We start from the raw sequence: 25717 nt of genomic DNA, 5'->3' as shown, positions 1-25717 counted from the left end.
GGCCGAGTCGCCGCTGATTAAGGTTCCAAAAATCCACGCTTCGGGTTCTGCGCACTGTGACTGGCACGACCTTTTCTCGCGTCATGTCGCCCTGGGTGGCTCTGCTGCGATGGAACAAACCAAGCGGACGCCTGATTCTTCTCGTCCCCGCCGGGTGGAGTCTCTGGCTCGCTCCGGACGCTCCTCCCCCGGCGCTACTGGTGATGCAGATCCTGATCGGCGGATTGGCCGTGAGCGGGGCCGGCTGCATCGCCAATGATCTCTGGGACCAGAGGATTGACAGAGAGGTCGAACGCACACGCCAACGTCCCCTCGCCAGCGGTGCACTGAACCGGAAACAGGCGACTGCTGGGCTCGTGCTGCTCCTGGCTCTATCCCTTGGGATTGTTCTCAGCCTGTCGTCCCAGATGCTGCTCTGCCTGCAACTGGCAGTCCTGGCACTTCCTCCGATCCTGATCTACCCATCCGCGAAACGCTGGTTCCCATTCCCTCAGGCACTGCTGGCGATCTGCTGGGGCTTCGCGGTGTTGATCCCCTGGGCGGCATTCACAGGAAGCATCACCCCATCGATCCCCCTGATCGGATGCTGGTTCTCCACCCTGTGCTGGACCTTCAGCTTCGACACGGTCTACGCCATGGCCGACCGTCCGGATGACGCGCGGCTCGGCCTGCGCAGCAGCGCTTTGACTCTCGGACGCAACGCCATCCGAACCGTTCGAGCTGGATATGGGCTCACATCAGCATCCCTGGCCATAGCGGCCGCAGCCGCCGATGTTGGGGTGTTCTTCTGGCCCTTCTGGGTCATGGCCACCATTGGTCTCTGGCGCTCCACACAAACCCTGCGAGCCAGTGAACAACAGCCAGCAAAGGTCTATGCCCGCCATTTCGGGCGTCAGGTCCAGATCGGAGCCTTGCTGCTCATCGGCCTTGTGCTTTCTCGTCTGAGCTGATGCAGCCATCCGCACCTCTCTGGCCAATGCCCGCTCCTTTGCAGTTGGGCGACAACGTCACCATTGCGGCTCCAAGCTCGGCGATCTGCGATGAAGCCAGCCTGCATGCAGGGATCGCCGTGCTCGAGTCATGGGGGCTGACAGTGAACACCCCAACCTGCCTAGGTCGGCACTGGGGCTATCTGGCAGGGCGCGACAGCGCACGATCCAGCGATCTGTCCGCTCAAGCGGGGAGCGCACTGCTGGCCTGTGCCCGAGGCGGCTGGGGAGCCGCCCGTCTCCTGGAACATGCCGTTGCCTGGAAGGAAGGGTGGTTTCTTGGCTTCTCCGATGTCACAGCCTTGCTCTGCAGCCGCATGGCGAGCGGCTTTGGAGGCGGCATCCATGGACCGCTGGTCACAACGCTGGCTGGCGAACCTGTCTGGAGCCAACAGCGTCTTCATGATCTGCTGTTTAGGCATTCGGTTGCCCCCCTTCAGGGGACGAGCTGGGCTGGAGGCATCGAATCCGGCCCATTGATCACGGTGAATCTCACGGTGGCATCCCACCTGCTCGGCAGTCTTCACTTACCCGATCTGCGTGGTGCAATCCTGGTGATCGAAGACGTGGGTGAAGCTCCGTACCGCCTTGATCGAATGCTCACCCATTGGCGGCTTGTGGGGGCACTTCAGGGGGTAGCAGGCATTGGTTTCGGGCGCTTCAGCGGTTGCGACGACGCTGAGGAGAGCGATCCCACACACACGTTCAGCTTGGAGCAGGTGCTGCGTGAACGCACTCAGGACCTGGGTTGTCCTGTGGTAGCGGATTTGCCCGTGGGTCACGGGAACGGAGGCAATGCAGCCCTGCCGATGGGCGTGCCCGCTCAACTGGATGGCAACAGCGGCACCCTCAGCCTGGAGCTGTCGACTCAACGCTGAGCAAGCACAGCCTCAGCCACGATGAGATCGAACGGCGTGGTGACCTTGATGTTGGCGGGGCCGGCATCCAGCACCCGGACTGGCCATCCCAGGCGTTCAAACAGGGAGGCATCGTCGGTGACCGACCAACCGAGGGCCCTGGCCTTTGCATGGCCTTCACGCAGAGCAGCAACAGCAAAACCCTGGGGTGTCTGCGCTGCCCAGAGCTCTGCTCGATCCGGTGTTTCAGCGATGAGTCCCCCACCGTTCACACGCTTGATCGTGTCGGTTACAGGCGTCGCAGCGATCACCGCATCACCGCCCAAAACCGAAGCAGCGCAGCGATCGAACAATCCTGGATCAACAAGACAACGGGCACCGTCATGAATCAGCACATGCTCCGCGTCCCCCGGGAGTGCCACCAAGCCTCGCTCCACCGATTCCTGGCGTGTGCTGCCACCTTCGATCCAGGCAACAGGCTTGGGCGCAGCCTGCAGTAGGGGGGCAATCTCGTGCTGATCGCCAGGCTGACCGATCACCCCGATCCAACCGATCTCCTCTGCCGCGAAAGCCGACTCCAGCGTCCAGGCCAGCAGAGGCCTGCCCCGAAGCTTGAGCAGGAGTTTGTTGCGATCAGCCCCCATACGCCGGCCGCTGCCCGCTGCGGCAATCAACAGATGCACAAGCGACTCCTGCTGCCAGCAGTCTGAAACGGCCTCCATACAATCAGCTCGCACCACCTGTGCTGCTGGTTCATGCGCGTTCTCGCTCTCAGCCCCGGAAGCCTTCAACAGCAGCTCGAGCGCCTGCCGGCTCTCGCTGCTGCCGCTGATCAGCTTGAGGCCAGCCTCCAGGTGGCCTGCGATCCATCCCATCGCGCGCTCTGGACCATGCTGCCCGCGGTGAAGAAAGTGATTCCCTTCCCGTTCGAAGCGACTCCGAACCTCTCGGATTGGGCCAACCTTCTGGGGCTGGTCAGGGAACCTGACTTCCAGGCCTGCCTCAATTTCGCCACAGGGAGGCAGGTGAATTTGATGCTGTCGATGAGCCATATCCCGATGCGGGTGGCCACGGAAGGCTTTGCCAGTACGGCCTCCGCCACGGTTGAAGCAGGCTGGACGCCGCAGAAACTTGAAGCGTTTCTGTCCCCGATGGGCGTTTCTCTGAATGCCGATGCCTTCCGCCTCAGCCTGCCTGCGGATGCCATGGAAAAAGCCCGCAGTGCTCAGCCCGCAGGTGATGGTCCTCTGCTGCTGCTTGCCCCCGGGGCATTCCCTGGTGACTGGCCTCAGGAACGCTGGACGTCACTCCCGGAGACCATCCGCAGCAAGCTGCCCCAGTTGCGCAGCCTTGTTCTACCGACTGACATGCCCGTCGCCGAGCGTGCCGCTGCCGTTGCCTGCGCTGATGTGGTGCTCAGCAGTTGTTCCCTGACCCAGCTGATTGCCACCTACTGCGGGCTGCCGCTGGTTGCACTGGGTGCCAAGACAGACCAGCTTCCCCAAAGGGACATGATTCGCAGGCTCGACACGGATGATCTGAGTTCTCTGTCGGTCCCGGACGTGATGCAGGCTCTCGGCTTCTGATGATGCGCCCCCGGCGTGGCAGACGACAAGGTCTGCTCCGTGGCCGTCCACATCAACTGAAACTCCTCGCACGTCCCTGGATGCTGCCGGGACTGGCACTGACCGCGTTAGTCCTCGCAGGAGCCATCGGTTACCGAATCACCGAAGGATGGGATTGGGGGGATTGCCTGTGGATGGTGCTGATCACGATCAGCACCATTGGCTATGGGGAAGTGGAGCCTCTCTCCCAGCCAGGGCGATTGGTCACGGTTTTGATCATCGCCGGAGGACTGCTGGTTGTTCAGCTCTCGATTCAGCGTGTGCTGGGGTTGTCAGAATCCGGATACTTCCGTCAGGTACGGGAGCTGAGGTTTCGCCGGATGCTGCGGCGCATGCAGGACCACGTCATTCTCTGCGGCTACGGCAGGATCGGTCGTGAGATCGGCGAGCAGCTGCTGCTCGAAAAGGCACCGGTACTCGTGGTCGAACTCGACCCGTTGCGCAAAAAAGCGGCTGAAGAACGCGGACTGAAGGTGCTCCAGGCCGACGCCACTCTGGATGAAACACTGATGGAGGCCGGCCTCGATCGTTGCAGAAGTCTGGTGACCGCATTGCCCAGCAATGCAGCCAATCTCTACGTGATCCTGAGCGCCCGGGGACTTGAGAAGCGATGTCGCCTCATCGCCCGTGCTGACAGCGAAGAAGCAGCGGCCAAGCTTGAACTGGCTGGTGCCAGTGTGGTGGTGAGCCCCTACGTGGCAGGCGGTCGGCTGATGGCGACGACGGCCCTGCGACCACTGGCCGTCGACTTCACGGATCTGTTGGCGGGATCCGACTGCGAAATCGAGGAATTCCGCCTCAGTGAAGATCCTCTGCTGATGAGTCAGATTGCTCACCGCAGCCTGCAGGAACTGGACCTGGCACGGCGCAGCGGCGCCATGGTGCTCGCCATCCGTGACAACAGCACCCTGCTGGCCAACCCCAATGGGGAGGTGACCCTGGCCCCGGGCCAGATGCTTGTGGTGATGGGTAGCAAGCAGCAACTGGAGGACCTGCGTCAGATTCTTGGTGACGCCATTGACGCAGTGGAAACCATGCGAGGCATGCAGGCCACTGAATGAAAGCTGGTTCTGCAGGTCCGTACGATCACCCGGTCACAGGTCCTTGCATGAGCAGCATCCGCACCCTCGATGGCCAGATCGCTCTGGTGACAGGAGCCAGCCGTGGAATCGGTCGAGCCGTCGCCCTCGCCCTGGCTGAGGCCGGTGCTGAGGTGGTTGTGAACTACTCCAGCTCACCTGATGCGGCCGATGCGGTGGTCAGTGAGATCCAGCAATCTGGAGGTCAGGCCTATGCCCTTCAAGCGAATGTGGCCGACGAGGAGGCTGTGAACGGTCTGATCAAGGCCGTGATCGAGCGCAGTGGAAGGATCGACATTCTGGTTAACAACGCCGGCATCACCCGCGATGGGCTGCTGATGCGGATGAAGACCGAAGACTGGCAGGCGGTCATCAATCTGAATCTGAGTGGAGTCTTCCTCTGCACCAGGGCCGTGACCCGCCCGATGCTCAAGCAGAAAAGCGGACGGATCATCAACATCACCTCTGTTGTGGGCCTGATGGGCAACGCCGGTCAGTCCAACTACGCCGCAGCCAAGGCAGGCGTCGTGGGATTCACCAGAAGCACCGCCAAGGAGATGGCCAGCCGTGGAATCACCGTGAATGCAGTGGCTCCCGGTTTCATCGCCACCGATATGACCAAGGAGCTTGATACGGAGGGAATCCTCGCGGCCATCCCCCTGGGTCGATTCGGAACTCCGGATCAGGTTGCCGGAGCTGTGCGGTTTCTGGCAGCTGACCCTGCTGCGGCCTACATCACCGGTCAGGTTCTGCAGGTTGACGGGGGCATGGTGATGGGCTGACGAGAGTCAGCGGCGGCCGAATGCATCAAGGCTCAAGAGGTTGCCCCAGTTCATCCCTGAGTTTGCGGATCCGCTGCAGCAATCTGAATCTTCGACTGCGCTCTGTTGCAGTGAGAAAGATGCGTAACGGCACGTAGACCAAAGCCATGATCCCGGCCAGACCGGTCAGCAGAACAAAGAAGAGTGCCCCTGAATTGGCCATGGGTCAACGCTAACGAGCGCAGCGGCCTTCAGCAGACATCAGCGCACGATGATTCGGCTTTCCCCACTTCCTGCAGCGAGTCAGACGTCCAGTCGTTGTGGGACATTGACGAGCGGGTACGTGTCGACCATGGCCAAGCTTCTCAGTTTTTCGGATGAATCCCGCGCTTCGCTGGAGCGGGGTATGAACGCTCTCGCCGATGCCGTGCGAGTCACCATCGGCCCGCGCGGTCGCAATGTGGTGCTTGAGAAGTCATTCGGAGCACCCGACATCATCAATGACGGCGACACGATCGCGAAGGAAATCGAGCTCGAGGATCCCTTCGAGAACATCGGCGCCAAACTGATCCAGCAGGTGGCGTCCAAGACCAAGGACAAGGCCGGAGACGGCACCACCACAGCAACCGTGCTGGCTCAGGCCATGGTTGAGGAAGGTCTGCGCAACACAGCAGCCGGAGCCAGCCCGATCGAACTGCGCCGCGGCATGGAAGCTGCGGTTGAACACGTGGTCAAAGGCCTGTCTGAGCGCAGCCAGGCCGTCAGTGGAGATGCCATCCGTCAGGTGGCCACGGTCAGCGCCGGCGGCGATGAAGAGGTGGGCCAGATGGTGAAAGAAGCCATGGACAAGGTCAGCGTCGACGGAGTGATCACCGTTGAGGAATCCAAATCGCTGGCCACTGAGCTCGATGTCACCGAAGGCATGGCCTTCGACCGGGGCTACAGCTCCCCTTATTTCGTGACGGACGGCGACCGTCAGATCTGCGAGTTCGATAACGCACTGCTGTTGCTGACTGACCGCAAGGTGAGCGCGGTGGCCGACCTGGTGCCTGTGCTGGAAGCCGTGCAGCAGTCCGGCTCTCCGCTTGTGGTTCTGGCCGAAGAGGTGGATGGGGAAGCCCTGGCCACCCTGGTGGTGAACAAGAACCGCGGCGTTCTCCAGGTCGCTGCTGTTCGCGCTCCATCGTTTGGTGAGCGCCGCAAAGCGGCTCTGGCGGACATCGCCATCCTCACCGGCGGCACGGTGATCAGCGAAGACAGAGCGATGACGCTCGAGAAGGTCTCACTCGCCGATCTCGGCCGCGCCCGCCGAATCACGATCAGCAAGGAGAGCACGACGATCGTTGCCGGCGAGGAAAGCCGTGACGCAGTGGCTGAGCGGGTGGCCTCCATTCGGCGTGAACTCGACAACACCGAATCGGAATACGACCGGGAGAAGCTCAGCGAACGCATTGCCAAACTTGCTGGTGGCGTTGCCGTGATCAAGGTGGGTGCACCTACCGAAACTGAGCTCAAAAACCGCAAGCTGCGCATCGAGGATGCCCTGAATGCAACCCGTGCCGCCGTTGAAGAAGGCATTGTTGCTGGGGGTGGTTCCACATTGCTGCAACTGGCAGGAACTCTTGATTCCGTTGCTGCGGAGCTGGAGGGAGATCAGCGAACGGGCGTGGAGATTGTTCAGCGCGCCCTGAGCGCACCCCTCAAGCAGATCGCCATCAACGCTGGTGCCAACGGGGACATCGTTGTGGAACAGGTGCAGAGCTCCGGGCAGGGCTTCAACGCCGTGACCGGCAATTACGAGGATCTGCTGCAGGCAGGCATTCTTGATGCCGCCAAAGTGGTTCGCCTTGGACTACAGGACGCTGTTTCGATCGCATCTCTGCTGATCACCACTGAAGTCGTTGTGGCCGACAAACCTGAGCCCCCTGCTCCGGCAGCACCCGGTGGCGATCCCATGGGTGGCATGGGCGGAATGGGTGGCATGGGCGGAATGGGAATGCCCGGGATGATGTGATCCAACCATGCGCGCCTGGTTTAACTCAGAGAGCCTGAACCAGGCGCGCATGAATCCGACAGACCGCCAGTGCTTCGCGCGGGGGCTTGCTGCAGAGATGCCCAAGCTCCCTGTTCAGAGCCTGGAGCTCACCCATCGGCAGGCCTGCTACCGGCAAAGCCAGAACAAGTCCTCCGACCATCGCCGGGAGTGAAATCAGGCGCAACATGGCATGAGTCTCGCGGGACTCAGCCAGTCTGCCTTTTCAGGTGACGGCAATAGGCCGCGACCTGGAGATCCACGCCGGTGATGGCTGTTCCGACAACGACCGCATCAGCACCGCCCTTGATGGCATCAGCTGCGGTGACAGCAGAAGCGATGCCTCCTTCGCACACCAGCGGCGTGGAGGAAGGAAGCTGTTGTCTCAAAGGATGCAACAGCTCCATGGCTGGTGGAAAGAACTGAGCGGTGTCTTCCGTGTAGCCAAAAAGCGTCGTTCCCACCCAGTCACATCCCAGAGCCGCAGCCTTGAGGCCATTCTCAACACTGTCGACATCCGCCATCAGAGCTGCACCGAGCTCCGTTCTCGCTCGCTGGATCAGCGACTCAAGCTCTTGGCCCGAGGGTCGCTTGCGTGCCGTTGCATCCAAAGCGATCACGTCGGCACCAGCCGCCCAGACCGCTCTGATGTCCTCCCATCGAGGCGTGATGTAGACCGAACTGTCCGGGAAAGAGCGTTTCCACAGCCCCACGATCAGGGCCTCCGGACAACGCTCCCGAACAGCGCCGATGTGCTCAGGACTCTCCAGCCTGACCCCGATGGCGCCGTTGCGAAGACTGGCTTCGGCCATAGCGGCGATCACATCGGGATGACGCATGGGAGACCCCTCTGGGGCCTGAACCGAAACGATCAGGCCACCCTGGAGATGGTCCCGGGACAAGTGATTCACCGGCAAGACGACCATGCCCTTTCAGGACGCCTTGGGCAGATCCTGTTGGCTGACGGGTGTCAGCCAGCGCCGCAATCGTTGCGGACCTGCGGCAGGAACCGGTCGAAGACTGGGGGCCGGAGTGTTTTGACTGATCTCAGGATCAACAACGCGACCGACATCATCCAGACAGGTTTTCAACAAGGAGCTGAAACGATTGATCCCAGGGGACGGCAGCTCAGATTCCACATCCGAAGCTGCTTCGGCTTTGGCAGCAGGCGATGCATTCGATTCAGGCGCAGCAATCGGAGCAACCTCAGCCAAAGGCTGTGCCATGGACGATTGCGAACATTCTTCAGATGCCAGCAAACCCTGCGGCAGGGAGGCGACACCGAAGCGGTGAACCCACTGCAGTTCGAGCCGTGTCAACAACGGTTGATCGTCCTGTTGCTGAGCCAGTTCAATCAGTTGCTGAAGGTTGATTTGGCGAGGATCCTGATGCTGATAAGGGGAATGGTTCACGGAATCAGGCAAGCTTGCGGTTGAGCAAAGGGCGGATCAGCAGAAACAAAGCGGCCGTCAGCAGCGTCAACACCAGAAGGCAGGTGGTGCCGGTAACGGAGCCATAGGGAGCTTCGAGCAGAACCGATGACAGATCAAGCGGGCCGGCATAGGCGGCACGAATGGGTTCAATCGCGAAGGTAAGGGGATTTAGCGATGCAAGCCAGCCCAGCCAGGGGGGCATGAAGCTCAGAGGGGCAAGCGCCGTGCTTGCGAAAAGCAGAGGCAGGTTGGCCACAAAGATCACTGCAATCAGTTCGATGTGACCAGGCAGGGCAAACGCCAGTCCAAGGCTCAACGCTGTGACTGCGAAGACCAGCAGCAGCAAGGTGACCATCACCAGCAGAAGACCTGCAGCGCCTGGCCATCCATAGCCGAGCAAAGATGCGGTGAGCATGATCGCCAGGCTCTGCACAAGACTCAACGTCGTGATGTAGATCACAGAGGCCAGAACAATCGAACTGCGACTGCGCAACGGTGCCACCAGCAGGCGGTTCAGAAAGCCGAATTCACGGTCGAACATCACTGGAAGCCCTGCATTGAGCGCGGCACTGAAGGCAGTGAAGACAATCACCCCAGCTCCGAGAAAACGGCCATAGCTCATGCCACCGGGCAGCAGCCCCTCCGGTGCGCGTGAGAAGAGAGCACCGAACAGAACCAGCCAGATCAAGGGCTGAAGCACACCGGCCACCAAGGTGGACGGACGTCGTTGAAGCTGAAGGAACAGACGTCTCGTCAGAGCGAATGTTTCCTGCAGAAGCTCGGCGATCGCCGAACCGTTGTCGGAGTTGGAGGGGCTTGAATCGAGGGCAGGACTGGTCATGGACAAGACGGAAACTGAAAGATGATCAGGTGAGGGATCAACGCATCGACTGGCGTCTCTCTTGCTTGGGATCGCGCTGACCTGCCACGGCAAGCTCGGCATCCATCAGAGTGCGACCGGTGGCCTGCAGATACACATCATCGAGACTGGGACGGCTCTGTGACAGGGAGAACACTTCAAGAGCCTCGCTCGCCAACCGTTGCTTCAGCGTTGCAAGCACATGCTCACCGTCGACAACGAGATTGAGTGAATAACCCTGAGCGCGGTTAATCACGATCCGTCTCACACCATCCACCACCTCCAGAAGTTGACAAACCCGTTCCGCTTCGGGCTGGTCACTGAATTCGCGGACTCTCAAGGTCACCCGATCACCGCCGAGCTGCTGTTTCAAGGCTTCAGGCGCGCCCTCCGCAATCACGCGACCAGCATCGATGATCGCCATCCGATCAGCCAGAGCCTCCACTTCCTCGAGGTAATGACTGCTCAACAGGATCGTGGTTCCCTGATCGCGGAGGTCTCGAAGCACCTCCCAGATCACAGCGCGACTTTCGATATCGAGACCGACTGTCGGCTCATCAAGAACAAGCAGTTGTGGTTGGTGCAGCAAACCGGAAGCGAGATCCAGACGCCGTCGCATCCCACCGGAATAGGTGCCGCAGCGACGATCGATCCAGTCAGCCATCGACATCCGATCCACCAGCTGATCAATTCGGTTGTTCCGGTCGTGCCGCGGCAGATGGTAAAGATCTCCCTGGAGTGCCAGAAGCTCGCGACCGGTGAGGATCTTGTCGATCGCCACCTCCTGAGCCACATAGCCCATCAGTTGACGCACCGTACGAGGCTCCTGAAGCGCGTCGATCCCTGCAACAACGACGCGTCCCTGATCAGGGGCAAGCAGTGTGGCCAGAATGCGCAGCGCAGTGGTCTTTCCCGCTCCATTCGGTCCAAGCAATCCGTAGAGGCAGCCTGAAGGAACCGACAGACTGAGTCCGCTCAGAGCCGAAACGGTCCCATAGGACTTTTCCAGTTGATCGAGCTCAAGCAATGACATCCCGCCCACGGAAACAATCGGTTGAAATCTAGGAAGCAATTCCTGTGAACCCTGCAGTCAGCGTCATCAGCCATCCCCTGAGCTGAAGATCAAACAGGGACGCCGCCGAGAGACGGCTGATGATCAGCAACAGACAGATCCCGAAGAGATAAAGAATCGACCAGCGGAACAATCCCTTGGCGCGATCAATGCTGTCAGGGTCTTCGGCAAGTTTGCCGATCATCTGAAGCAGGCGTCCATTGAAGGGAAGTACGAGCAGGCCATAGAAAAGCCCACCCTCCGGCAAGGCCCAGATCCCGAGCATACTGATCAGAACCGTGGCCCAGCCGTAACGGCGAATGGCGCGGGCTGTGACGACAGACCCCTTCACGACCGGCAGCATGGGTATGCCGACCGCGCGGTAGTCATCGCGCAGAAGCAGAGCCAGAGCCCAGAAGTGCGCCGGCGTCCACACCATCACCAGCGCGAACAGCCACCAGCCACTCAGCCCCACATGACCGGTGGCTGCGGCTGCGCCTACCAGAGGAGGAATGGCGCCAGCAACACCTCCAACCACGATGTTCTGGGGGGTCCTTGGCTTGAGCAGTGCCGTGTAAAGCAGGACGTAACTGCAGAGCCCAAGCAGCGAAAGGCCTGCGGCGAGACAATTCACACCACTGACGAGCAGCATTGCCGCCGCCAGAGTGCAGGAGACAGCACCGGCGAAAGCAGCTGTTGGCGACAGTCGACCCGAGGGCAGAGCACGGCCGCTTGTGCGCTGCATGCGGCCATCAAGTTCCTGCTCCCACAGGCAATTGAGGACTCCTGCAGCGGCGGCGGCAAGAGCTCCACCACCAAGCGTGCAGACCAGTCTCGGAGAGGAGAGTGGCCAGCCCTCGGTCAAGGCCATTCCTCCAAGTGTTGTGGCCAGCAGCAGAGGAATCAGTCGCGGCTTGGCCACCTCAAGCCAGGGAGGAAGTTTGATTCGCTTGCGCGAAGGAACAACCTGTTCGCGCGTGAGCGGAGCCGAGGATGCAGCTGTGGCGGAACTAGCCATGACAGGCCTCCAGGGCGGAAGAGTCGAGAACGACGGACAGTGGATCTGATGAAGGTGGTTGACGCCTGCAGGTCAGTCCTGCGAGAACCGCGACCAGAAGACACGCCACGAGCTGATGAGCCACGGTCACTGCGGGCTGTGAAAGGCCAAGACGCAGAGTCGTGACACCAAGGCCGATCTGTGTGCCCACCAGCAAAGGAGCCATCAACAGAAGCGGCCACTGCTCTCGGCCCCAGCGCCCACTGAGCAGGGCCACCAGAACAAAGAGCAGCACACAGGAAGCTGCAGGCGTGGCCGCGGCACGATGCCAGTGCAGCCATTGACAGGACTGACCTACCTCAAGACAGCGCTGAGAGGCCCAGGACGTGGCCATGCCAGCACCCAGGAGGCACTGGGCAGAAACCGCCAGCACACTCAATGAGCCGAAAACGGTCCACCAGCGAGGAGGCGAAACGGACTTGGGGTCTGCCAGAAGAGTCTGGGTAAGACCACTGACAGTGATCACCAGCGTGAGAGCCAGGGCCAGATGAGCCGTGACCACCCCGGAAGGCAACAGCTTCAGCACCGTGAGTGCTCCAAGGCCTCCCTGCAGAGCAACCATCAGCACCAGAAGGGCGCTGAGTGGTAGCAACCATCCAGGCAGATCACGGCGATACCACCAGACGACCACCATCTGCACCAGAAGAGCGACGCCGACGACAAAGGCGTCGAGACGGTGAAACCACTCGAGGAAGACCTGGACGTTCATCTGTCGACCAGGCAGCAGGCTTCCGTAGCAAAGAGGCCAATCAGGACAGGCCAGGCCTGCCTCCATGACCCTCGTCGCTCCTCCGATCACCACCAGAGCCACAAGGGCCACCACGAGATGGGCAGCCAACTGAGCCAGGCGGAGACGAATCGGATTGAGAGACGATGCAGTCAACGCAAACTCCTTAATGGAGATGGTTATCCACGGAACGTAGCCATCTGAATCAAAACGGCACGATGTGTAGCCGAGTGCAACATCTGCAATCTCAGACTTGATGCGACTTTGCTGACAAGAGTGCTCTTGAGCTCAGAAAAGCCGAAGGATTTTCAGGCTTGCTTAACAATCAACGCGTGGTGATTAGTAACCAACCTCCATAACCTGAGTAGAAACAGATTGAGGTCCGGGGTGCCCATCCCCTCAGCAATTCTGACGCTGGTCTTAGGAATGCTCCTCGTGCTCGGGGGGCTATGGATTGGCCAGAACATCAACCTTCTTCCAGTTGATGCCAGCGCCAATGCCCCGATTTACGACGAGTTGTTTCGTGTTTTGTTCAGCATTGGCACAATCCTTTTCGTAGGAATAGTCGGTTTAATTCTTTTCAGCCTTGTGCGTTTTCGTCGCCGTCCCGGACAGCTCGGTGATGGATTGGCTCTTGAAGGAAATCTTCCACTCGAAGTGTTCTGGACTGCTGTTCCTGCAATCGTTGTTCTCTTCGTTGGGCTCTACAGCTACGACATCTACGAACGCATGGGCGGGATGGTGCCACTCGGACATGGCAACCATGGCTCGGAGACGATGGTTGATCAGCGCATCTGGGGAGGCATTGGCTCGACGCAGGATTCCCAGACAGCCACAACGGCGGGGATCCCTCCATTGCCCATCGAGGTGACAGCTATGCAGTTCGCATTCCTGTTCCATTACCCCGACGGAGACATCATTTCCGGAGAAATGCATGTGCCCGTCGACCGACCGGTTTCACTGCGAATGGAAGCCAAAGACGTCATTCATGCATTCTGGATTCCTGAATTCCGGCTGAAGCAGGACGTGATCCCCGGGCAGCCAACGGTTCTCGACTTCACCCCAACCCGCACGGGCAATTACTCGATCGTGTGCGCAGAGCTCTGCGGTCCTTATCACGGAGGCATGCGCTCGAGCGTCGTGGTCGACAGCGCCGATGACTTCGACACCTGGCTCCAGTCCAACCGAAAGCCAACCGCTGCTGAAGCATGACGATTACAGCTCCCCCAAAAACAGCGCCAGCTTCACCATCACTGCAGCCGACGGGATGGCTTCGCTATCTGAGCTTCAGCGTCGATCACAAGGTGATCGGCATTCAGTATCTCGTTTGCGGATTTGCCTTCTATCTGATCGGAGGAGCCATGGCGGGCGCGATCCGAACCGAACTGCTGAGTCCGGTTTCAGACTTCATGGCCAGGGATGTTTACAACCAGATCCTCACACTGCACGGGACAGTGATGATCTTTCTCTGGATCGTTCCAGTGGTCAATGGGGCCTTCGGCAATTACCTGATCCCCTTCTATGTGGGCGCCAGGGACATGGCCTATCCAAGACTGAATGCGGTTGCTTTTTGGCTCATTCCTCCAGCAGGGCTGATGCTTATCAGCAGTTATTTCATCACTGGAGCTGCACAATCCGGCTGGACAGCTTATCCACCACTCAGCATCACAACACCCGCAACCGGTCAGATCATCTGGATTCTGAGTGTTCTTCTTCTGGGCGGAAGTTCAATCTTCGGCGGCATTAATTTCATCGCGACGATTCTCAAGCTCCGCCGCCCTGGCCTGAAGTTGATGCAGCTTCCGATGTACTGCTGGGCAATGCTTGGCACCAGCATTCTCGTGGTTCTATCCACTCCAGTTCTCGCTGGAACGCTGATTATGCTGAGCTTTGATATTGTTGCTCACACGGGTTTTTTCAACCCTGGAATGGGTGGAAATGTTGTTGTTTACCAACATCTTTTCTGGTTCTATTCTCATCCAGCGGTTTACATCATGGTGCTGCCCGCCTTTGGCTTAGTCAGCGAAATCCTTCCGGTTCATTGCCGTAAACCTCTTTTCGGATACACAACCATGGTGTATTCGATTATGGCCATCGTTGTTCTTGGACTCGTGGTTTGGGCTCACCATATGTTCACCAGTGGAACTCCGCCCTGGATGCGTCTGTTCTTCACCATTGCGACAGCCTTCATTGCGGTTCCTACCGGAATTAAATTCTTCAATTGGCTGGCAACGCTCTGGGGAGGTCGAATCAGTCTGAACAGTGCCGTGCTGTTTTCCTGTGGCTTCATTGTGAACTTCGTGCTCGGAGGAATCACTGGTGTCGCCCTCGCCCAGGTTCCGTTTGATGTTCATGTTCACGACACCTACTTCGTTGTTGCCCACTTCCACTACATCGTCTATGGGGGGTCGGTGTTTGTGATTTTCGCTTCGATCTATCACTGGTACCCCAAGATCACCGGACGCATGCTCGATGAACATCTCGGACGCTTGCATTTCCTGCTGACCTTCGTTGGCTTCAACCTCTGCTTTGCTCCGCAGCACTGGCTTGGCCTCAACGGCATGCCACGCCGGGTTGCCGAATACGACCCCCAGTTTCAGCTGGTCAATCAGATCAGCAGTGCAGGAGCGCTGCTGATGGCCATCAGCACCCTCCCCTTTCTCTGGAATGTGATTGCCAGCGCATTTCACGGTGCCATCGCAGGCGACAACCCATGGAGAGCACTCACTCCTGAATGGCTGACGTCATCGCCGCCACCGGTTGAGAACTGGAAAGAAGATCCACCGCTGGTGACCCATCCATACGGCTATGGCACCCCGGCCGACGAGATCGATCTGAACTCCGCCAGCGGCAGTGATCTTTGGAGAAGCGGTCAATGACATCCCTCACTCCTCAAAACGCTCAGCTTGATCACATGGATGATCACGGGGCTGAACATCCGGATCACCGCATGTTTGGCCTGGCCACCTTCCTGGTGGCTGACGCCATGACGTTCGCCGGGTTCTTCGCTGCTTATCTCACCTTCAAGGCAGTCAATCCGTTAGTGCCAGGTGCGATTTATGAGCTTGAACTGCCACTGCCAACGCTCAACACCATTCTGCTGTTAGTGAGCAGCGCAACCTTTCACCGCGCTGGCGTGAACCTGCGCAGACAGCACAACGAACGCTGCCGCAGATGGCTGATGCTGACCGCCATTCTCGGTCTGGGCTTTCTCGCCAGCCAGATGGTGGAGTACTTCACCCTGCCCTTCGGCCTCGCCGACAATCTCTACGCCAGCACCTTTTATGCCCTCACGGGGTTCCACGGGCTGCACGTGACTCTCGGAACACTGATGATCCTGATTGTGTGGTGGCAATGCCGCACACCTTCAGGTCGTATCAGTGCCAGCAATCATTTTCCGCTCGAGGCAGCCGAGCTCTACTGGCATTTCGTGGACGGAATCTGGGTCATTCTGTTTGTGATTCTCTACCTGATCTAACGAGCATCGAGATCGGTTCAATTGACAGAACTTCGACGAACTCCTTGCCCGGGTTGCAGTCTGGGGTCAGAATTGATGTGTCTTTTCCGATAGACATGCTGGTTGGAGAGGAATTACTGAACAAGGCGCGAGCTCTCAGCAACCGTCCTGAAGATGAAATCGCCCGGGGCTGCGGTTACGTCGGTCCCAGTGGCCGTCTGATGCGCAAAAGTTTTTACAGAGCCCTGGTGGAAGCCAAGGGGTACAAACTTCCTTCCAGCAACGGTGGTTCAGGCGGAGGCAGCAGAGGACGTCAGGCCGAATTCCGCACACGCGTTCATGGCAACGGCAATCTTCTGATCGGCCATGCCTATACCAAACGCCTTGATCTTGTTCCGGGCCAGGAATTCAAGATTGAACTGAACAAGGATTCCGGCACGATCACGCTTCTGCCGCTTGCTGAATCCACCTGAATCAACACTTCAGAGCACCGATTATTCATCGTGTTCGCCCAAGGAGACAACTGTGTGCTGCTCCTTGGATTAGTTGTGTTCAGGATGTCGTCTTAGGCGATGGCAGGAGGATCCTGGTTGTCATCGATGCTGGAGCTGAACGCGATCAGCTCGATTCCACTGAACAGGAAGCTGATGCCCACCAGCGTTCCGAGCACCCACAGCAGACCCCAGAACTTGAGAGTGACAATCAACAGGCCCAAAATGAAGGTGATCACGCCGTTGGCGATGGCCCATCCAGCGCCGGGTTGACCGCTGTTAGCCAGTCCATTGAAGAAGGCCACGACGCCCTCCACAAGAAAGACGATGCCGATGGCCAAGGCGAACGCAGCAACCTGCTCTGCGGCTTCACCGGGATCCCGAAAGTTACTGATCATCGAGCCACCGGCAACGATGAAGAGGGTGGACACCACCAAACGCCAGAAGCAGATCCAGCGGCCCATCCTGCCGGAACGGGCAAGGTTGCTGATCCAGCCGACCACACCGCCGACCAGAAACAGCACGGCAATCACGCCTGTGGTCCAGAACGAAGCAATGACTGGGAAGATCAGGGCCAGGACGCCCAGAACGATGAGAAGAATGCCCTCAGCAATCGAGAAGGCTTTGAAGGTGCCCAGGGATTCGGAGCGGTCCTCGGAATTCATGAACAGTTCAGAATGAACAACATCCGAAAGGTATTGAGACCTCACAAATCCCGCCATGGTTTGTGGTTAGCGGTCAGCCCCAGCCATGCTCTGCAAGCCAGGCGGCGCTGATCGGGGGAGTTCCTTCCTGAGAGCCACTGGCACTGATGAGCCGTTCCGTATAGCGAGCCAGCAGATCAATCTCGAGGTTCACCTCATCACCCACCTGCAGATCACGAAGGGCTGTAACCGACCAGGTGTGCGGAATCACCGCCAACCAGAACCTTGACCCGGCATCAGCACAACCCGCCACGGTGAGGCTGATGCCATTCACCGCAACACTGGCCTTATCGCAGATGTAGCGACCGAAGTCCGCATCCCGCCAGCGCAGTTCCAGATGCCATGACTGGGGCAAAGACTCCACGGCGACCACCTCACCGATGCCGTCCACATGTCCGCTCACAAGATGGCCTCCCAAACGGTCTGACAGACGAAGAGCGGGCTCGAGGTTCACAGACCCTCCCCCTGCAGCCTTCGCCCCGAGAGTGGTGCGCTGAAGCGTCTCTTCACTCACATCCGCCAGAAAGCCATCACCCACCAGTGAAGCGACCGTGAGGCAGACACCGTCCACAGCGACGCTGTCACCAAGCTGCAGTGGAGCGAAAGCACTGCAGCCCTCAACAAGCAGAGCGCGGCCACGTCGTTCGACCTGACCCACCGCCTGGACCAACCCGGTGAACATTGCCCATCTCCATCCCCTCTGCACTGGTCATAATCGAGAGAGCGGCGGAGCCGTACTTGATCGAGATGAGCGTGGCGGGAATCGCCCTGGATGCCAGCAGCCGCAGTCCGATCGTGCTGCTGCGGGACCCATCCCGAAGCCGTCAGGTGCCGATCTGGATTGATCAGGCGCAGGCGCATAACATCATGGCCGGCCTCAGTGACACGCCTCAGCCCAGGCCACTCAGCCATGACCTGATGGCGGCATTGCTGGAGGCAGGGGGATTGCAGCTGGAGCGCGTGATCATTCATGCGATCGAAGACAGCACCTTCAGAGCCGTATTGCGCCTAGGCGGGAGCGACCACGACTCCGTGGCTTCCGGAGAGGGTGAGCTTGAGGCGGCTGTCGATGAGGACGACAACCTGCTTGAGATCGATGCACGCCCCAGTGATGCGATCGCACTGGCCATCCGCACCGGCAGCAGCATCTGGATGCTTGAAGAGGTGGTTGCGGAAGCCTCGATTGCCGTCGATGCCGAAGCGGATGCGGAGGATCGTGATGAATTCCGTCGTTTTCTCGATGGGATCAGTCCCGCTGCCCTGGGACGACACCTGGAATCCCGCCAGTCTGGGGATCCCAGGGATACCCAGGGCGACACCCAGGACCCTTGAGCAGCACACTCCCCCGGGCTGTGCTGCGCCGCTCATTCGGTGACGGGACCGACGTGAGCCTGTTCACTCTTGGCACCATGCGCGCTCTCCAGTCTCCGGAGCAGATGCTGCAGGTGTTACGCGCCGCTCTTGAGGCTGGGATCAACCATCTTGAGACCGCACCGGCCTATGGACCAGCTGAAGCCTTTCTTGGCAAGGCGCTTGCTCAGCTGAGCAAGGAGGGCGTCGCCCCGGCCGACGGTGGCTGGGTGATCACCAGCAAACTGCTTCCAGGGCAGAGTTTTCTTTCTGGGCGTGAGGCTCTGGAGTCCAGCCTCAGCAGACTGGGGATCAACAGACTGGACAATCTGGCCATTCATGGCCTGAACCTGGACAGCCATCTCGACTGGGTGCTCTCCGGCGAGGGAGCCCGGCTGATCGACTGGGCCCTGGCGAGCGGCAAGGTCCGACAGGTGGGTTTCAGCAGCCACGGGTCCAATGCCCTGATCGAGCGTGCCATCGCCAGTGATCGCTTCAGGTTCTGTTGCCTGCATCTGCATCTGCTGGACCCCACGCGCATGCCTCTGGCACAGCAGGCTTTAGAGCGATCCATGGGCGTTCTTGCGATTTCACCGGCTGACAAGGGTGGTCGCCTTCAGGCACCAAGTGAACAGCTGAAAGTTGACTGCAGCCCCTTCCAGCCCTTGCAGCTGGCTTATCGCTTTCTGCTGGCGGCCGGCATCAGCACACTGACCGTGGGAGCCCGGAGCGCCGCAGACCTCAAACTGGCTCGATCGCTCGCAGCCAGTGAGGGTCCATTGGATCTGGAGGAGCAGCGAGCTCTTACTCACCTTGAGCAGCAGCGTGAGAGTCGACTGGGGCATGAGCTTTGCGGCCAGTGCCGTGCCTGCCTTCCATGCCCCAACGACGTCCCGATCCCCGAGCTGCTGAGGTTGCGCAATCTTGCCCACGGCCATGACTTGATGGAATTCACCGGGGAGCGCTACAACCTGATCGGCAGGGCCGGGCACTGGTGGGAAACGGTCGATGCGAGCCAATGCGACAGCTGCGGAGACTGCCTGCCGCGCTGCCCGCACCAGCTGCCGATCCCCGACTTACTGGCGGAGACCCATCGACTGCTGGCAGCGGCACCGCGGCGGCGGCTATGGGGTTGATGCTTCCCAGAGCTGCTGCAAACGTTGCGCTTCTGGAGCATCGGGTGGCAACAACATCCAGCTCTGTGTCCAGACCGATTCCTGAGGAAGCACGAGAGGACGCAGTCTGAGCGGAATCCGAGCCTCCGCCTCGACAAGCTCATCTCTGGGCAACGGCGGGATCCAACCCTGAGCCAACAATCGAGACAGCAAAGGTTGGTTCCAGGCTTTCAGCACCCAGTCCTGCGGAATGGGTTCAGCCGTCTGGGACGGCCGAACCAGCAGCGTCCAGTGGAGTGGTGCACCCTGCTCAGGCAACACAGCGGTGAGTCTGGGATCACGCTGGAGGGCAGCCATGCAGCGCTGCAGAGGCAGCACGGCAACCCTGGCATCGCCCTGCAGCAGCCAGTTCATGCCGAAACGGTCATCAAAACTGAGGGTCGCCGCACGCAAGCGACGCAAGGCATCGCCCTCTTGCATTCTCTCTGCGAGTGAGATCAGCAGCCTCGGACTGGATGGCAGCAGCAGCTTGCCCTTGGCTGCCGGGTCGAGCAGAGCGTTCCAGCCAGCATCCGGCGCAGGTGCATTGGTCCCATCCCGCCGGATCACCATCACCCATGGACTAAAAGCCACCGGCAACATCAGGCCCCTCCAAGCCAGGGGAGCCTCGCTGAGGAAGCGTTGTCCAGAAGGCCCCATCCTCGACAGAAGAGCATCAGCAGCTATCGCCTGCAGACGCTCGGGGCTGATCACCGACAACCAGCCGTCAGTGAGAGCCAGAAGGTCGGTTGGCAGCGGCCAGGGACTCTCGAGTGGTGTCGCTCCTGACAGAGCATCGAAACGCCAGGGTGCTGGCAGATCACGACGCCAGAGAGAGGGCAGACAGTCCGGGGTTGCACGCAGGGTGGGAACCGCTCCTCCACGACCACAGCCGCTGAGCCCCGCCGCCGCTGTCACAGCGGCGAACTGGAGAAACCGACGACGGTTCAACAATGGCGCAGGAACGGCAACAGGCTTCATGGTCCGAACCTACGGGGCGACAGTGTTCGCATGGCCTGCCGCGAGCAGCTGATCGACCGCCCGATCGCAGCACTGAAGCAGAGTGTCAGGGGAAACACCTCTCCACTGAGCCAGAAGGGCCAGGCCACCAGCACCGACTCCTTCTTTCACATGGCCCAGCTCGAAATCGCGGAGGCGGGAGTGGCGGCTTGCCGAGAAACGCAGACCAGAGGCATAGGCCTGCAGTGAAACGGCGTAGTGCTGCTCGAGGTTGCTGAGCAGCGTCACCAGGGAAGACGCAGGCATTGCAGCCTGCAGACGCTCCGCGGCCAGCCAAGCGGTGGTTCCGATCACAACCCGATCGCAGAGCCGCTGACGACGGTCTGCTGAAACCGCGCGCAGTGCAAGGGCAAGCACCGCAGCCATCTGACTGCCACCGGCGAGCAGTATGGGCTGATCCGTATCAAGCACCCCGATCAACAACCCTGTGGCAAGGGCCTGAAAAGGATCACCCACGGCCGCCAGCAAGGCCTGAGCATCGATTTTTGAGTGGCCAGGCAAGTGAGACAGCCCTTCGCTGACCAGCTGCTGCTTGAGCGCCATGGGGGGATGCAGAGCACTGCCACTCACCAGTGCCTGCACAGGCAATCCCAGCCCCGTCAGCACTGCCAAGGCTGTTGTGGTGCCACCGGGAACACATTCCGCCAGCACCAGCGGCCGACGCAGTTGTCGCCCAAGACGCCGACCGCGCTGCAGCAACTGGAGCACCCTGTCGGGAGACATTGCAGCGCCGCTGGAGACACATTGCCCCGGCCCGCAGCGTGGGTCCTCAAAGCGGAGATGGGGAAAGTGCGGTGGCACCGTCAAGCCGAGAGCGGCAACCTGCGGGTCGAGGCCGAGCTGATCGCACACAACCCAGCTGATCAAGGCTGGTGAAACCCCTGCCGGCAAAGGTGGCAGGGACCAGAGCGGAGGAACGGATGGCCCCTTAAGCAGCAGTTCCGCATCAGCAAGAGCCGTGGTGCGGCGTGCAGCTGGTGTGCAGCCCGCCGCAGAGATTCCCTGCTGTTCAGCGGTCCTTGTGGAGGCGAGCACCAGCAACAGATCCGGAAGTGGTTGGACAGGATCAGACCAGATGCCTGCAAAGCGTGTTGCATCTGCCGTGGCCGGCGAACCGGTCAGTCGACAAACCCCGAATGGAGGATCAGAGGGGGTCGAGGGCGACCAGTCCATGAAGCAGCGGGGGAGGGTCCGGGACGGGGGCCTGCAATCGGGGGAAAATCCAGTAAGCCAGCGCGTGGAGAGCAAGCACGTAAACCAGCTGCTGGATGAGCACAAGAGCAAGCGCCATCAGCTGAACCAGCAGCAGATCAGGCGCGAGTGGCAACTGCAGCAGTTCCAGCAACCTGTCCAGCAGGCCGGCACCGGCACGGGTGATGATCACCCAGAGGTTTTCACCCACCAACAGCGAAAGAGCAACAACGCGGACGAGAAAACCAGCAGCACCGATCAGCAGGCCGATCCCCCAGCTCAGCCACCAGCTGCAGCGATGCAACCAGCACCAGCCGAGCCATACGGACAACAAGCCATAGGGGAACAGCATCAAGGGTCCGCGGACAGGCCCCATCAAGGCGATCAGCAGAAGAATCGCAACCGCCAGGCCTTCGACCCCGGCACGGCCACCCCGACGCACAGCCAGCAAGGCGAGTGGCAGAGGCAGGGCAAGACGGAACAGAGCTCCGCCGACCGGGAGGTAGTAGAGAGCCAGCCAGATCAAGGCAGCCGCGGCCGCCAGATAGGAGGATTCCATCATTCGCAGAGCCTGGCGATGGCTGAGAACTGGTCGCATCAGGAAGCAGGCTTCGGCTGAAGCTGGGAAGGCTGATTCAGATCGCTGACGGGCACCTTTTCGATGGTCTCCACCTCGAAGCCAATGCCAGCACGCCTGAGAGCCTCGGTGACCCCCTCCGCGGGAGCCGCTGGATCCGCTGCTGAGAGGCGGATCATGATGCGATACGGCAGGGTTCGCTCCGGAGTGGGTTTCACCTCGGGTCTTTCAGTCGAGTCCTCAGCTTCGCTGACTCTGGCTTTGGGCTGTTTGTTGTCGTTGTCGTTGTCGTTGTCGTTGACCTTGGCCTGATCTTCGTTCTTGTCAGTAACAACACGGGAATCTGCAAAGTTGTCGGCTGGATCTTTGTCCTCTGGATCGTTGTCGTCTGGCTCCGCCTGGGTGACTTCTGGACTGACTTCGCCTGCCTGAGAGTCGAAGCTTTCTGACAGCCGCTGGCCGAATGGTGTGCCATCACAGGCTTGCAGCAGCAGGAGCAAGGGCAGCAACGACCGAGCAAACAGCCTGATCCTGATGCCCATCAGGAGTCGGCGGGGCGAATCACGCGCACGGCACTGGCACGCAGACGACCTGACTTCGTCGTGGCAGGAGGCTTCTTGGCTGCTGGCTTCTTGGCTGCAGCTTTTTTAGCTGCAGGTTTCTTGTTGGTGGAAGCCTTTCGGCCTCCCTTCTTACTGGCGGCCTTCGCCTCCAGCAGCTCCACCGCCTGCTCAAGAGTGATGTCATCAGCCCCCTTCCCTTCCGGAAGAGAAGCATTGACCTTGCCCTGCTTCACATAGAGACCGTAGGGGCCGTCATACACCTGCACCGACTCATCACTGCCCTCGGGCTTACCGAGATCCTTGAGCGCGGTTCGGCCGCCTCGACCACGTTTGGGCATCGCCAGCAGTTCAAGAGCACGGGTGAGTCCCACGGCGAGCACATCGTCGTCGCCCTTCAAGGAGCGATAGTCCTTCTCACTTTTGCCCTTGTCCCAGACCACATAGGGGCCAAAACGACCAAGTCCGGCCTGAACCCTGCCACCATCAGGGTGCTCTCCCAGCAGCCTGGGCAGTCGCAGCAGTCCCAGAGCATCATCGAGGCTGAGGTCTTCGGGCTTCACTCCCTTGGGCAGCGAGGCACGCTTGGGCTTGGGGTTCTCATCACTGACCTGCCCGCGCTGCACGTAGGGCCCGTATTGACCGAACAGCAGATAGACAAAATCTCCGGTTTCCGGATCTTCCCCCAAGGCCTCAGGCCCATCGGCTTTCTGCTTGAGGATCAGTTCGGCCTGATCGTGATCGAGATCGGCGGGGGTGATCTCACGAGGCAGGGTGGCCTTAATCAGCTCCTCCTCTCCGTCGTCGCCGACACGTTTGGCTTCGAGATAGGCCCCAAAGCGACCGATCCTGACCACACAGGGGAGTCCCTCGAGGTCGATCGTGCGCGAGGCACCGGGGTCGATATCGCCCTCCCGCAGGTGAACCTGGGACTCCAGCCCCTCGTTGCCCTTGTAGAAGCTTTCCAGGTAAGGAAGCCACTGCACCTTTCCATGAGAGATCTCATCGAGGGTGTTCTCCATCCTGGCGGTGAAGGAGGTGTCAACCAGGTCGGGGAAGTGCTCCTCGAGCAGCGCCGTCACCGCAAAGGCTGTGAAGCTGGGCGTGAGTGAATTGTTCTGGAGTGCGGCGTAGCCCCGATCCACGATCGTTCCGATGATCGAGGCATAGGTGGAGGGCCTGCCGATCCCTTCCTTCTCGAGCATCTTGACCAGGGAAGCTTCCGAGAAACGGGCCGGAGGCTGGGTCTGGTGGCCAAGCGCCTCAACGTCTTTGAGGTTGGGAGAATCCCCCTGCTTGAGCGCTGGCAGCAACACTTCCTGGCCTTCCAGGGCCGCGTCGGGGTCATCACTTCCCTCCACATAGGCGCGGAAGAAACCAGGGAAATCAATGCGCTTGCCGCTGGCTCGGAACACAGCATCAGCGGCACTCAGATCAACAGACAGCATCGTGAGGCGGGCCTCAGCCATCTGGCTGGCAACGGTGCGCTTCCAGATCAGTTCATAGAGGGCTAGGTCCCTGCCATCTAGACCTGTCTCCTGTGGAGCACGAAAACTCTCGCCAGCAGGGCGAATCGCTTCGTGGGCCTCCTGTGCGTTGCGGGCCTTGGTGCTGAACTGCCTGGGCCCCTTGCTCAGATAGTCGTTGCCGTACCGCGATTCAACACAGCTGCGGGCAGCGCTGATCGCCTGATCAGAGAGATGCACCGAATCGGTGCGCATGTAAGTGATGAAACCACGCTCATAGAGACCCTGAGCGCAACGCATGGTTTCCCTGGCAGAAAGCCGGAGCTTGCGGTTCGACTCCTGCTGCAAGGTGCTGGTCGTGAACGGTGGAACGGGGCGTCGCACCGTGGGTTTTTCCTCCACGGACGTGACGCTCCATGCCACCGACTTCACCGTTTCGGAGAGGGTCAGGGCATCGCTTTCACTGAGAAGGCGGACCTTGCTCCCGGCCTTGAGCTCACCGGTGTTTTCATCAAAATCATTGCCGGTGGCAATGCGCTGCCCCTCCAGGTGGGTGAGTTTGGCGTCAAAACGACTGCCGGTCTGCTCGAGACCGGCCTTGAGGTCCCAGTAGCTGCCGCTGCGGAATGCCCGACGTGCGCGTTCCCGTTGCACCAGCAGACGCACAGCAACGGACTGCACGCGTCCCGCGGACAGACCCCAAGCCACCTTCTTCCACAACAGCGGCGACAGCGTGTATCCCACCAGACGGTCAAGAATTCGTCTGGTTTCCTGAGCATGCACCAGCTCCATGTCCAGCTCACGGGTCTGGTCAAGAGCCCGCCCAATCGCCTCCTTGGTGATCTCGTGAAACACCATTCGTTTCACCGGAACCTTCGGCGCAAGCAGCTGCAACAGATGCCAGCTGATGCTTTCGCCTTCCCGGTCTTCATCCGTCGCCAGCAAAAGCTGGTCAGCACCTTTGAGGGCGTCCTTCAGCTCCTTGACCGTTTTTTTCTTGTCCTTCGGCACCACATAAAGGGGCTCGAAATCGGACTCGGTGTTGACGCCGAGATTGGCCCACTTCTGGCCCTTCTGAGCCGCTGGAACTTCACTGGCGTTGTTCGGGAGATCGCGCACATGCCCCATGGAGGCTTCCACCCGGAAGTCCTTGGGGAGGAATCCACGGATGGTGCGGGCCTTGGTGGGGCTCTCAACGATGACCAGGGTGTGCGCCAAAGGAGGGCAGATAACCGTTCCCTTCTTTATCGCACCGCCGCTCCAGTTGCAGCGAATAC

General features: G+C 60.1%; 28 protein-coding genes. 12 read left to right on the top strand and 16 right to left on the bottom strand.

Translation table 11 applies throughout. The annotated features are described in order from the left end of the window. The first annotated feature begins 56 nt into the window (after window positions 1-56). Entirely contained in the window at window positions 57-950 is an 894-nt protein-coding gene (locus SIB58_RS02310; protein ID WP_066905938.1) for a 4-hydroxybenzoate polyprenyltransferase, read from the top strand. Then, a complete protein-coding gene (locus SIB58_RS02305) occupies window positions 950-1867 on the top strand; it encodes a S66 peptidase family protein (RefSeq protein ID WP_067325858.1) in 918 nt (305 codons plus the stop codon). The genes SIB58_RS02310 and SIB58_RS02305 overlap by 1 nt, the downstream gene beginning before the upstream one ends. Here SIB58_RS02305 and ispD read toward each other — a convergent pair. Further along, window positions 1858-2529: a 2-C-methyl-D-erythritol 4-phosphate cytidylyltransferase gene (gene ispD, locus SIB58_RS02300; protein ID WP_066906167.1), complete on the bottom strand. Its 672-nt coding sequence runs from the start codon at window positions 2527-2529 to the stop codon at window positions 1858-1860. The two genes, SIB58_RS02305 and ispD, sit on opposite strands and share 10 nt — an antisense overlap. A gap of 72 nt (window positions 2530-2601) precedes the next feature. Here ispD and SIB58_RS02295 point away from each other — a divergent pair, with 72 nt between their 5' ends. From SIB58_RS02295 to fabG, 3 genes are read left to right on the top strand one after another with little or no spacing between them, the layout of a single operon-like run. Further along, on the top strand, window positions 2602-3432 hold the full coding sequence (locus tag SIB58_RS02295) for a glycosyltransferase family 9 protein (protein WP_066905942.1): 831 nt from the start codon (window positions 2602-2604) through the stop codon (window positions 3430-3432). Next, entirely contained in the window at window positions 3432-4532 is a 1101-nt protein-coding gene (locus SIB58_RS02290) for a potassium channel family protein (RefSeq protein ID WP_066905944.1), read from the top strand. The genes SIB58_RS02295 and SIB58_RS02290 overlap by 1 nt, the downstream gene beginning before the upstream one ends. A gap of 47 nt (window positions 4533-4579) precedes the next feature. Then, on the top strand, window positions 4580-5332 hold the full coding sequence (fabG, locus tag SIB58_RS02285; protein ID WP_066906169.1) for a 3-oxoacyl-[acyl-carrier-protein] reductase: 753 nt from the start codon (window positions 4580-4582) through the stop codon (window positions 5330-5332). Window positions 5333-5357: 25 nt separating this feature from the next. Here the strand turns inward: fabG and SIB58_RS02280 are convergent, their stop codons facing one another. Continuing rightward, window positions 5358-5534 carry a hypothetical protein gene (locus SIB58_RS02280; RefSeq protein WP_170953727.1) on the bottom strand — a complete coding sequence of 59 codons (177 nt, stop codon included), beginning with the start codon at window positions 5532-5534 and terminating at the stop codon, window positions 5358-5360. Between the two features lie 129 nt (window positions 5535-5663). On the opposite strand from SIB58_RS02280, the gene groL reads away from it, so the two are divergent. Beyond that, a complete protein-coding gene (gene groL, locus SIB58_RS02275; RefSeq protein ID WP_066905946.1) occupies window positions 5664-7325 on the top strand; it encodes a chaperonin GroEL in 1662 nt (553 codons plus the stop codon). Between the two features lie 25 nt (window positions 7326-7350). Here groL and SIB58_RS02270 read toward each other — a convergent pair whose 3' ends face one another. From SIB58_RS02270 to SIB58_RS02240, 7 genes are read right to left on the bottom strand one after another with little or no spacing between them, the layout of a single operon-like run. Beyond that, entirely contained in the window at window positions 7351-7533 is a 183-nt protein-coding gene (locus SIB58_RS02270; protein ID WP_066905948.1) for a hypothetical protein, read from the bottom strand. A 19-nt stretch (window positions 7534-7552) separates the two neighbouring features. Continuing rightward, window positions 7553-8254: an N-acetylmannosamine-6-phosphate 2-epimerase gene (locus tag SIB58_RS02265; RefSeq protein WP_369813413.1), complete on the bottom strand. Its 702-nt coding sequence runs from the start codon at window positions 8252-8254 to the stop codon at window positions 7553-7555. Between the two features lie 21 nt (window positions 8255-8275). After that, the gene (locus SIB58_RS02260) at window positions 8276-8767 is read right to left on the bottom strand and encodes a hypothetical protein (RefSeq protein WP_067325861.1); all 492 of its coding nucleotides are present in this window, start codon (window positions 8765-8767) and stop codon (window positions 8276-8278) included. Further along, window positions 8760-9617 (bottom strand): ABC transporter permease, encoded by an 858-nt coding sequence (locus SIB58_RS02255; protein ID WP_066905952.1) that lies wholly within the window; start codon window positions 9615-9617, stop codon window positions 8760-8762. Before SIB58_RS02255 ends, SIB58_RS02260 begins: the two co-directional genes overlap by 8 nt. 37 nt (window positions 9618-9654) lie before the next feature. Next, window positions 9655-10668 carry an ATP-binding cassette domain-containing protein gene (locus SIB58_RS02250; protein WP_066905954.1) on the bottom strand — a complete coding sequence of 338 codons (1014 nt, stop codon included), beginning with the start codon at window positions 10666-10668 and terminating at the stop codon, window positions 9655-9657. A gap of 28 nt (window positions 10669-10696) precedes the next feature. Beyond that, window positions 10697-11704, bottom strand: coding sequence for a heme o synthase (locus tag SIB58_RS02245; RefSeq protein ID WP_066905956.1), 1008 nt, complete (start codon window positions 11702-11704; stop codon window positions 10697-10699). Next, entirely contained in the window at window positions 11697-12626 is a 930-nt protein-coding gene (locus tag SIB58_RS02240) for a COX15/CtaA family protein (protein WP_066905958.1), read from the bottom strand. Before SIB58_RS02240 ends, SIB58_RS02245 begins: the two co-directional genes overlap by 8 nt. A gap of 231 nt (window positions 12627-12857) precedes the next feature. Between SIB58_RS02240 and SIB58_RS02235 the strand changes: the two genes are divergently transcribed. The 4 genes from SIB58_RS02235 (at window position 12858) to SIB58_RS02220 (ending at window position 16400) form a co-directional block, all read left to right on the top strand. Further along, window positions 12858-13682, top strand: a complete 825-nt coding sequence (locus SIB58_RS02235) for a cytochrome c oxidase subunit II (RefSeq protein ID WP_066905960.1) — start codon at window positions 12858-12860, stop codon at window positions 13680-13682. Continuing rightward, window positions 13679-15349: a cytochrome c oxidase subunit I gene (gene ctaD, locus SIB58_RS02230; RefSeq protein ID WP_067325863.1), complete on the top strand. Its 1671-nt coding sequence runs from the start codon at window positions 13679-13681 to the stop codon at window positions 15347-15349. The genes SIB58_RS02235 and ctaD overlap by 4 nt, the downstream gene beginning before the upstream one ends. Further along, the gene (locus SIB58_RS02225; RefSeq protein ID WP_066905963.1) at window positions 15346-15948 is read left to right on the top strand and encodes a heme-copper oxidase subunit III; all 603 of its coding nucleotides are present in this window, start codon (window positions 15346-15348) and stop codon (window positions 15946-15948) included. The genes ctaD and SIB58_RS02225 overlap by 4 nt, the downstream gene beginning before the upstream one ends. 95 nt (window positions 15949-16043) lie before the next feature. Beyond that, window positions 16044-16400, top strand: a complete 357-nt coding sequence (locus tag SIB58_RS02220; RefSeq protein ID WP_067325866.1) for an AbrB family transcriptional regulator — start codon at window positions 16044-16046, stop codon at window positions 16398-16400. Between the two features lie 92 nt (window positions 16401-16492). Here the strand turns inward: SIB58_RS02220 and SIB58_RS02215 are convergent, their stop codons facing one another. Further along, window positions 16493-17083 (bottom strand): HdeD family acid-resistance protein, encoded by a 591-nt coding sequence (locus SIB58_RS02215; protein WP_066906171.1) that lies wholly within the window; start codon window positions 17081-17083, stop codon window positions 16493-16495. 73 nt (window positions 17084-17156) lie between these two features. After that, window positions 17157-17804: a riboflavin synthase gene (locus tag SIB58_RS02210; RefSeq protein ID WP_066905968.1), complete on the bottom strand. Its 648-nt coding sequence runs from the start codon at window positions 17802-17804 to the stop codon at window positions 17157-17159. Window positions 17805-17869: 65 nt separating this feature from the next. Here SIB58_RS02210 and SIB58_RS02205 point away from each other — a divergent pair, with 65 nt between their 5' ends. Both SIB58_RS02205 and SIB58_RS02200 read left to right on the top strand, forming a co-directional pair. Further along, window positions 17870-18454, top strand: coding sequence for a bifunctional nuclease family protein (locus SIB58_RS02205; RefSeq protein WP_066905970.1), 585 nt, complete (start codon window positions 17870-17872; stop codon window positions 18452-18454). Between the two features lie 20 nt (window positions 18455-18474). Continuing rightward, window positions 18475-19608 (top strand): aldo/keto reductase, encoded by a 1134-nt coding sequence (locus tag SIB58_RS02200; protein ID WP_066905972.1) that lies wholly within the window; start codon window positions 18475-18477, stop codon window positions 19606-19608. Here SIB58_RS02200 and SIB58_RS02195 read toward each other — a convergent pair. Genes SIB58_RS02195 through topA form a run of 5 tightly spaced genes read right to left on the bottom strand, consistent with a single transcriptional unit; the run spans window position 19597 to window position 25658 of the window. After that, window positions 19597-20607: a twin-arginine translocation signal domain-containing protein gene (locus SIB58_RS02195; RefSeq protein WP_066905974.1), complete on the bottom strand. Its 1011-nt coding sequence runs from the start codon at window positions 20605-20607 to the stop codon at window positions 19597-19599. The genes SIB58_RS02200 and SIB58_RS02195 overlap by 12 nt on opposite strands. Window positions 20608-20616: 9 nt before the next feature. Further along, window positions 20617-21819: a nicotinate-nucleotide--dimethylbenzimidazole phosphoribosyltransferase gene (locus SIB58_RS02190; protein ID WP_067325869.1), complete on the bottom strand. Its 1203-nt coding sequence runs from the start codon at window positions 21817-21819 to the stop codon at window positions 20617-20619. Further along, on the bottom strand, window positions 21791-22435 hold the full coding sequence (locus SIB58_RS02185; protein WP_066905978.1) for a DUF2232 domain-containing protein: 645 nt from the start codon (window positions 22433-22435) through the stop codon (window positions 21791-21793). The genes SIB58_RS02190 and SIB58_RS02185 overlap by 29 nt, the downstream gene beginning before the upstream one ends. Further along, window positions 22435-22956 carry a hypothetical protein gene (locus SIB58_RS02180; protein WP_067325872.1) on the bottom strand — a complete coding sequence of 174 codons (522 nt, stop codon included), beginning with the start codon at window positions 22954-22956 and terminating at the stop codon, window positions 22435-22437. Before SIB58_RS02180 ends, SIB58_RS02185 begins: the two co-directional genes overlap by 1 nt. Then, a complete protein-coding gene (gene topA / locus SIB58_RS02175; protein WP_066905982.1) occupies window positions 22956-25658 on the bottom strand; it encodes a type I DNA topoisomerase in 2703 nt (900 codons plus the stop codon). Before topA ends, SIB58_RS02180 begins: the two co-directional genes overlap by 1 nt. Between the last annotated feature and the right edge of the window lie 59 nt (window positions 25659-25717).

It is taken from the genome of Synechococcus sp. MIT S9504 (genome assembly GCF_047497135.1).
In the GTDB taxonomy this organism is placed as follows: domain Bacteria; phylum Cyanobacteriota; class Cyanobacteriia; order PCC-6307; family Cyanobiaceae; genus Synechococcus_C.
The sequence above is the reverse complement of the archived record's forward strand: the minus strand, read 5'-3'. Positions and strand labels throughout refer to the sequence as shown.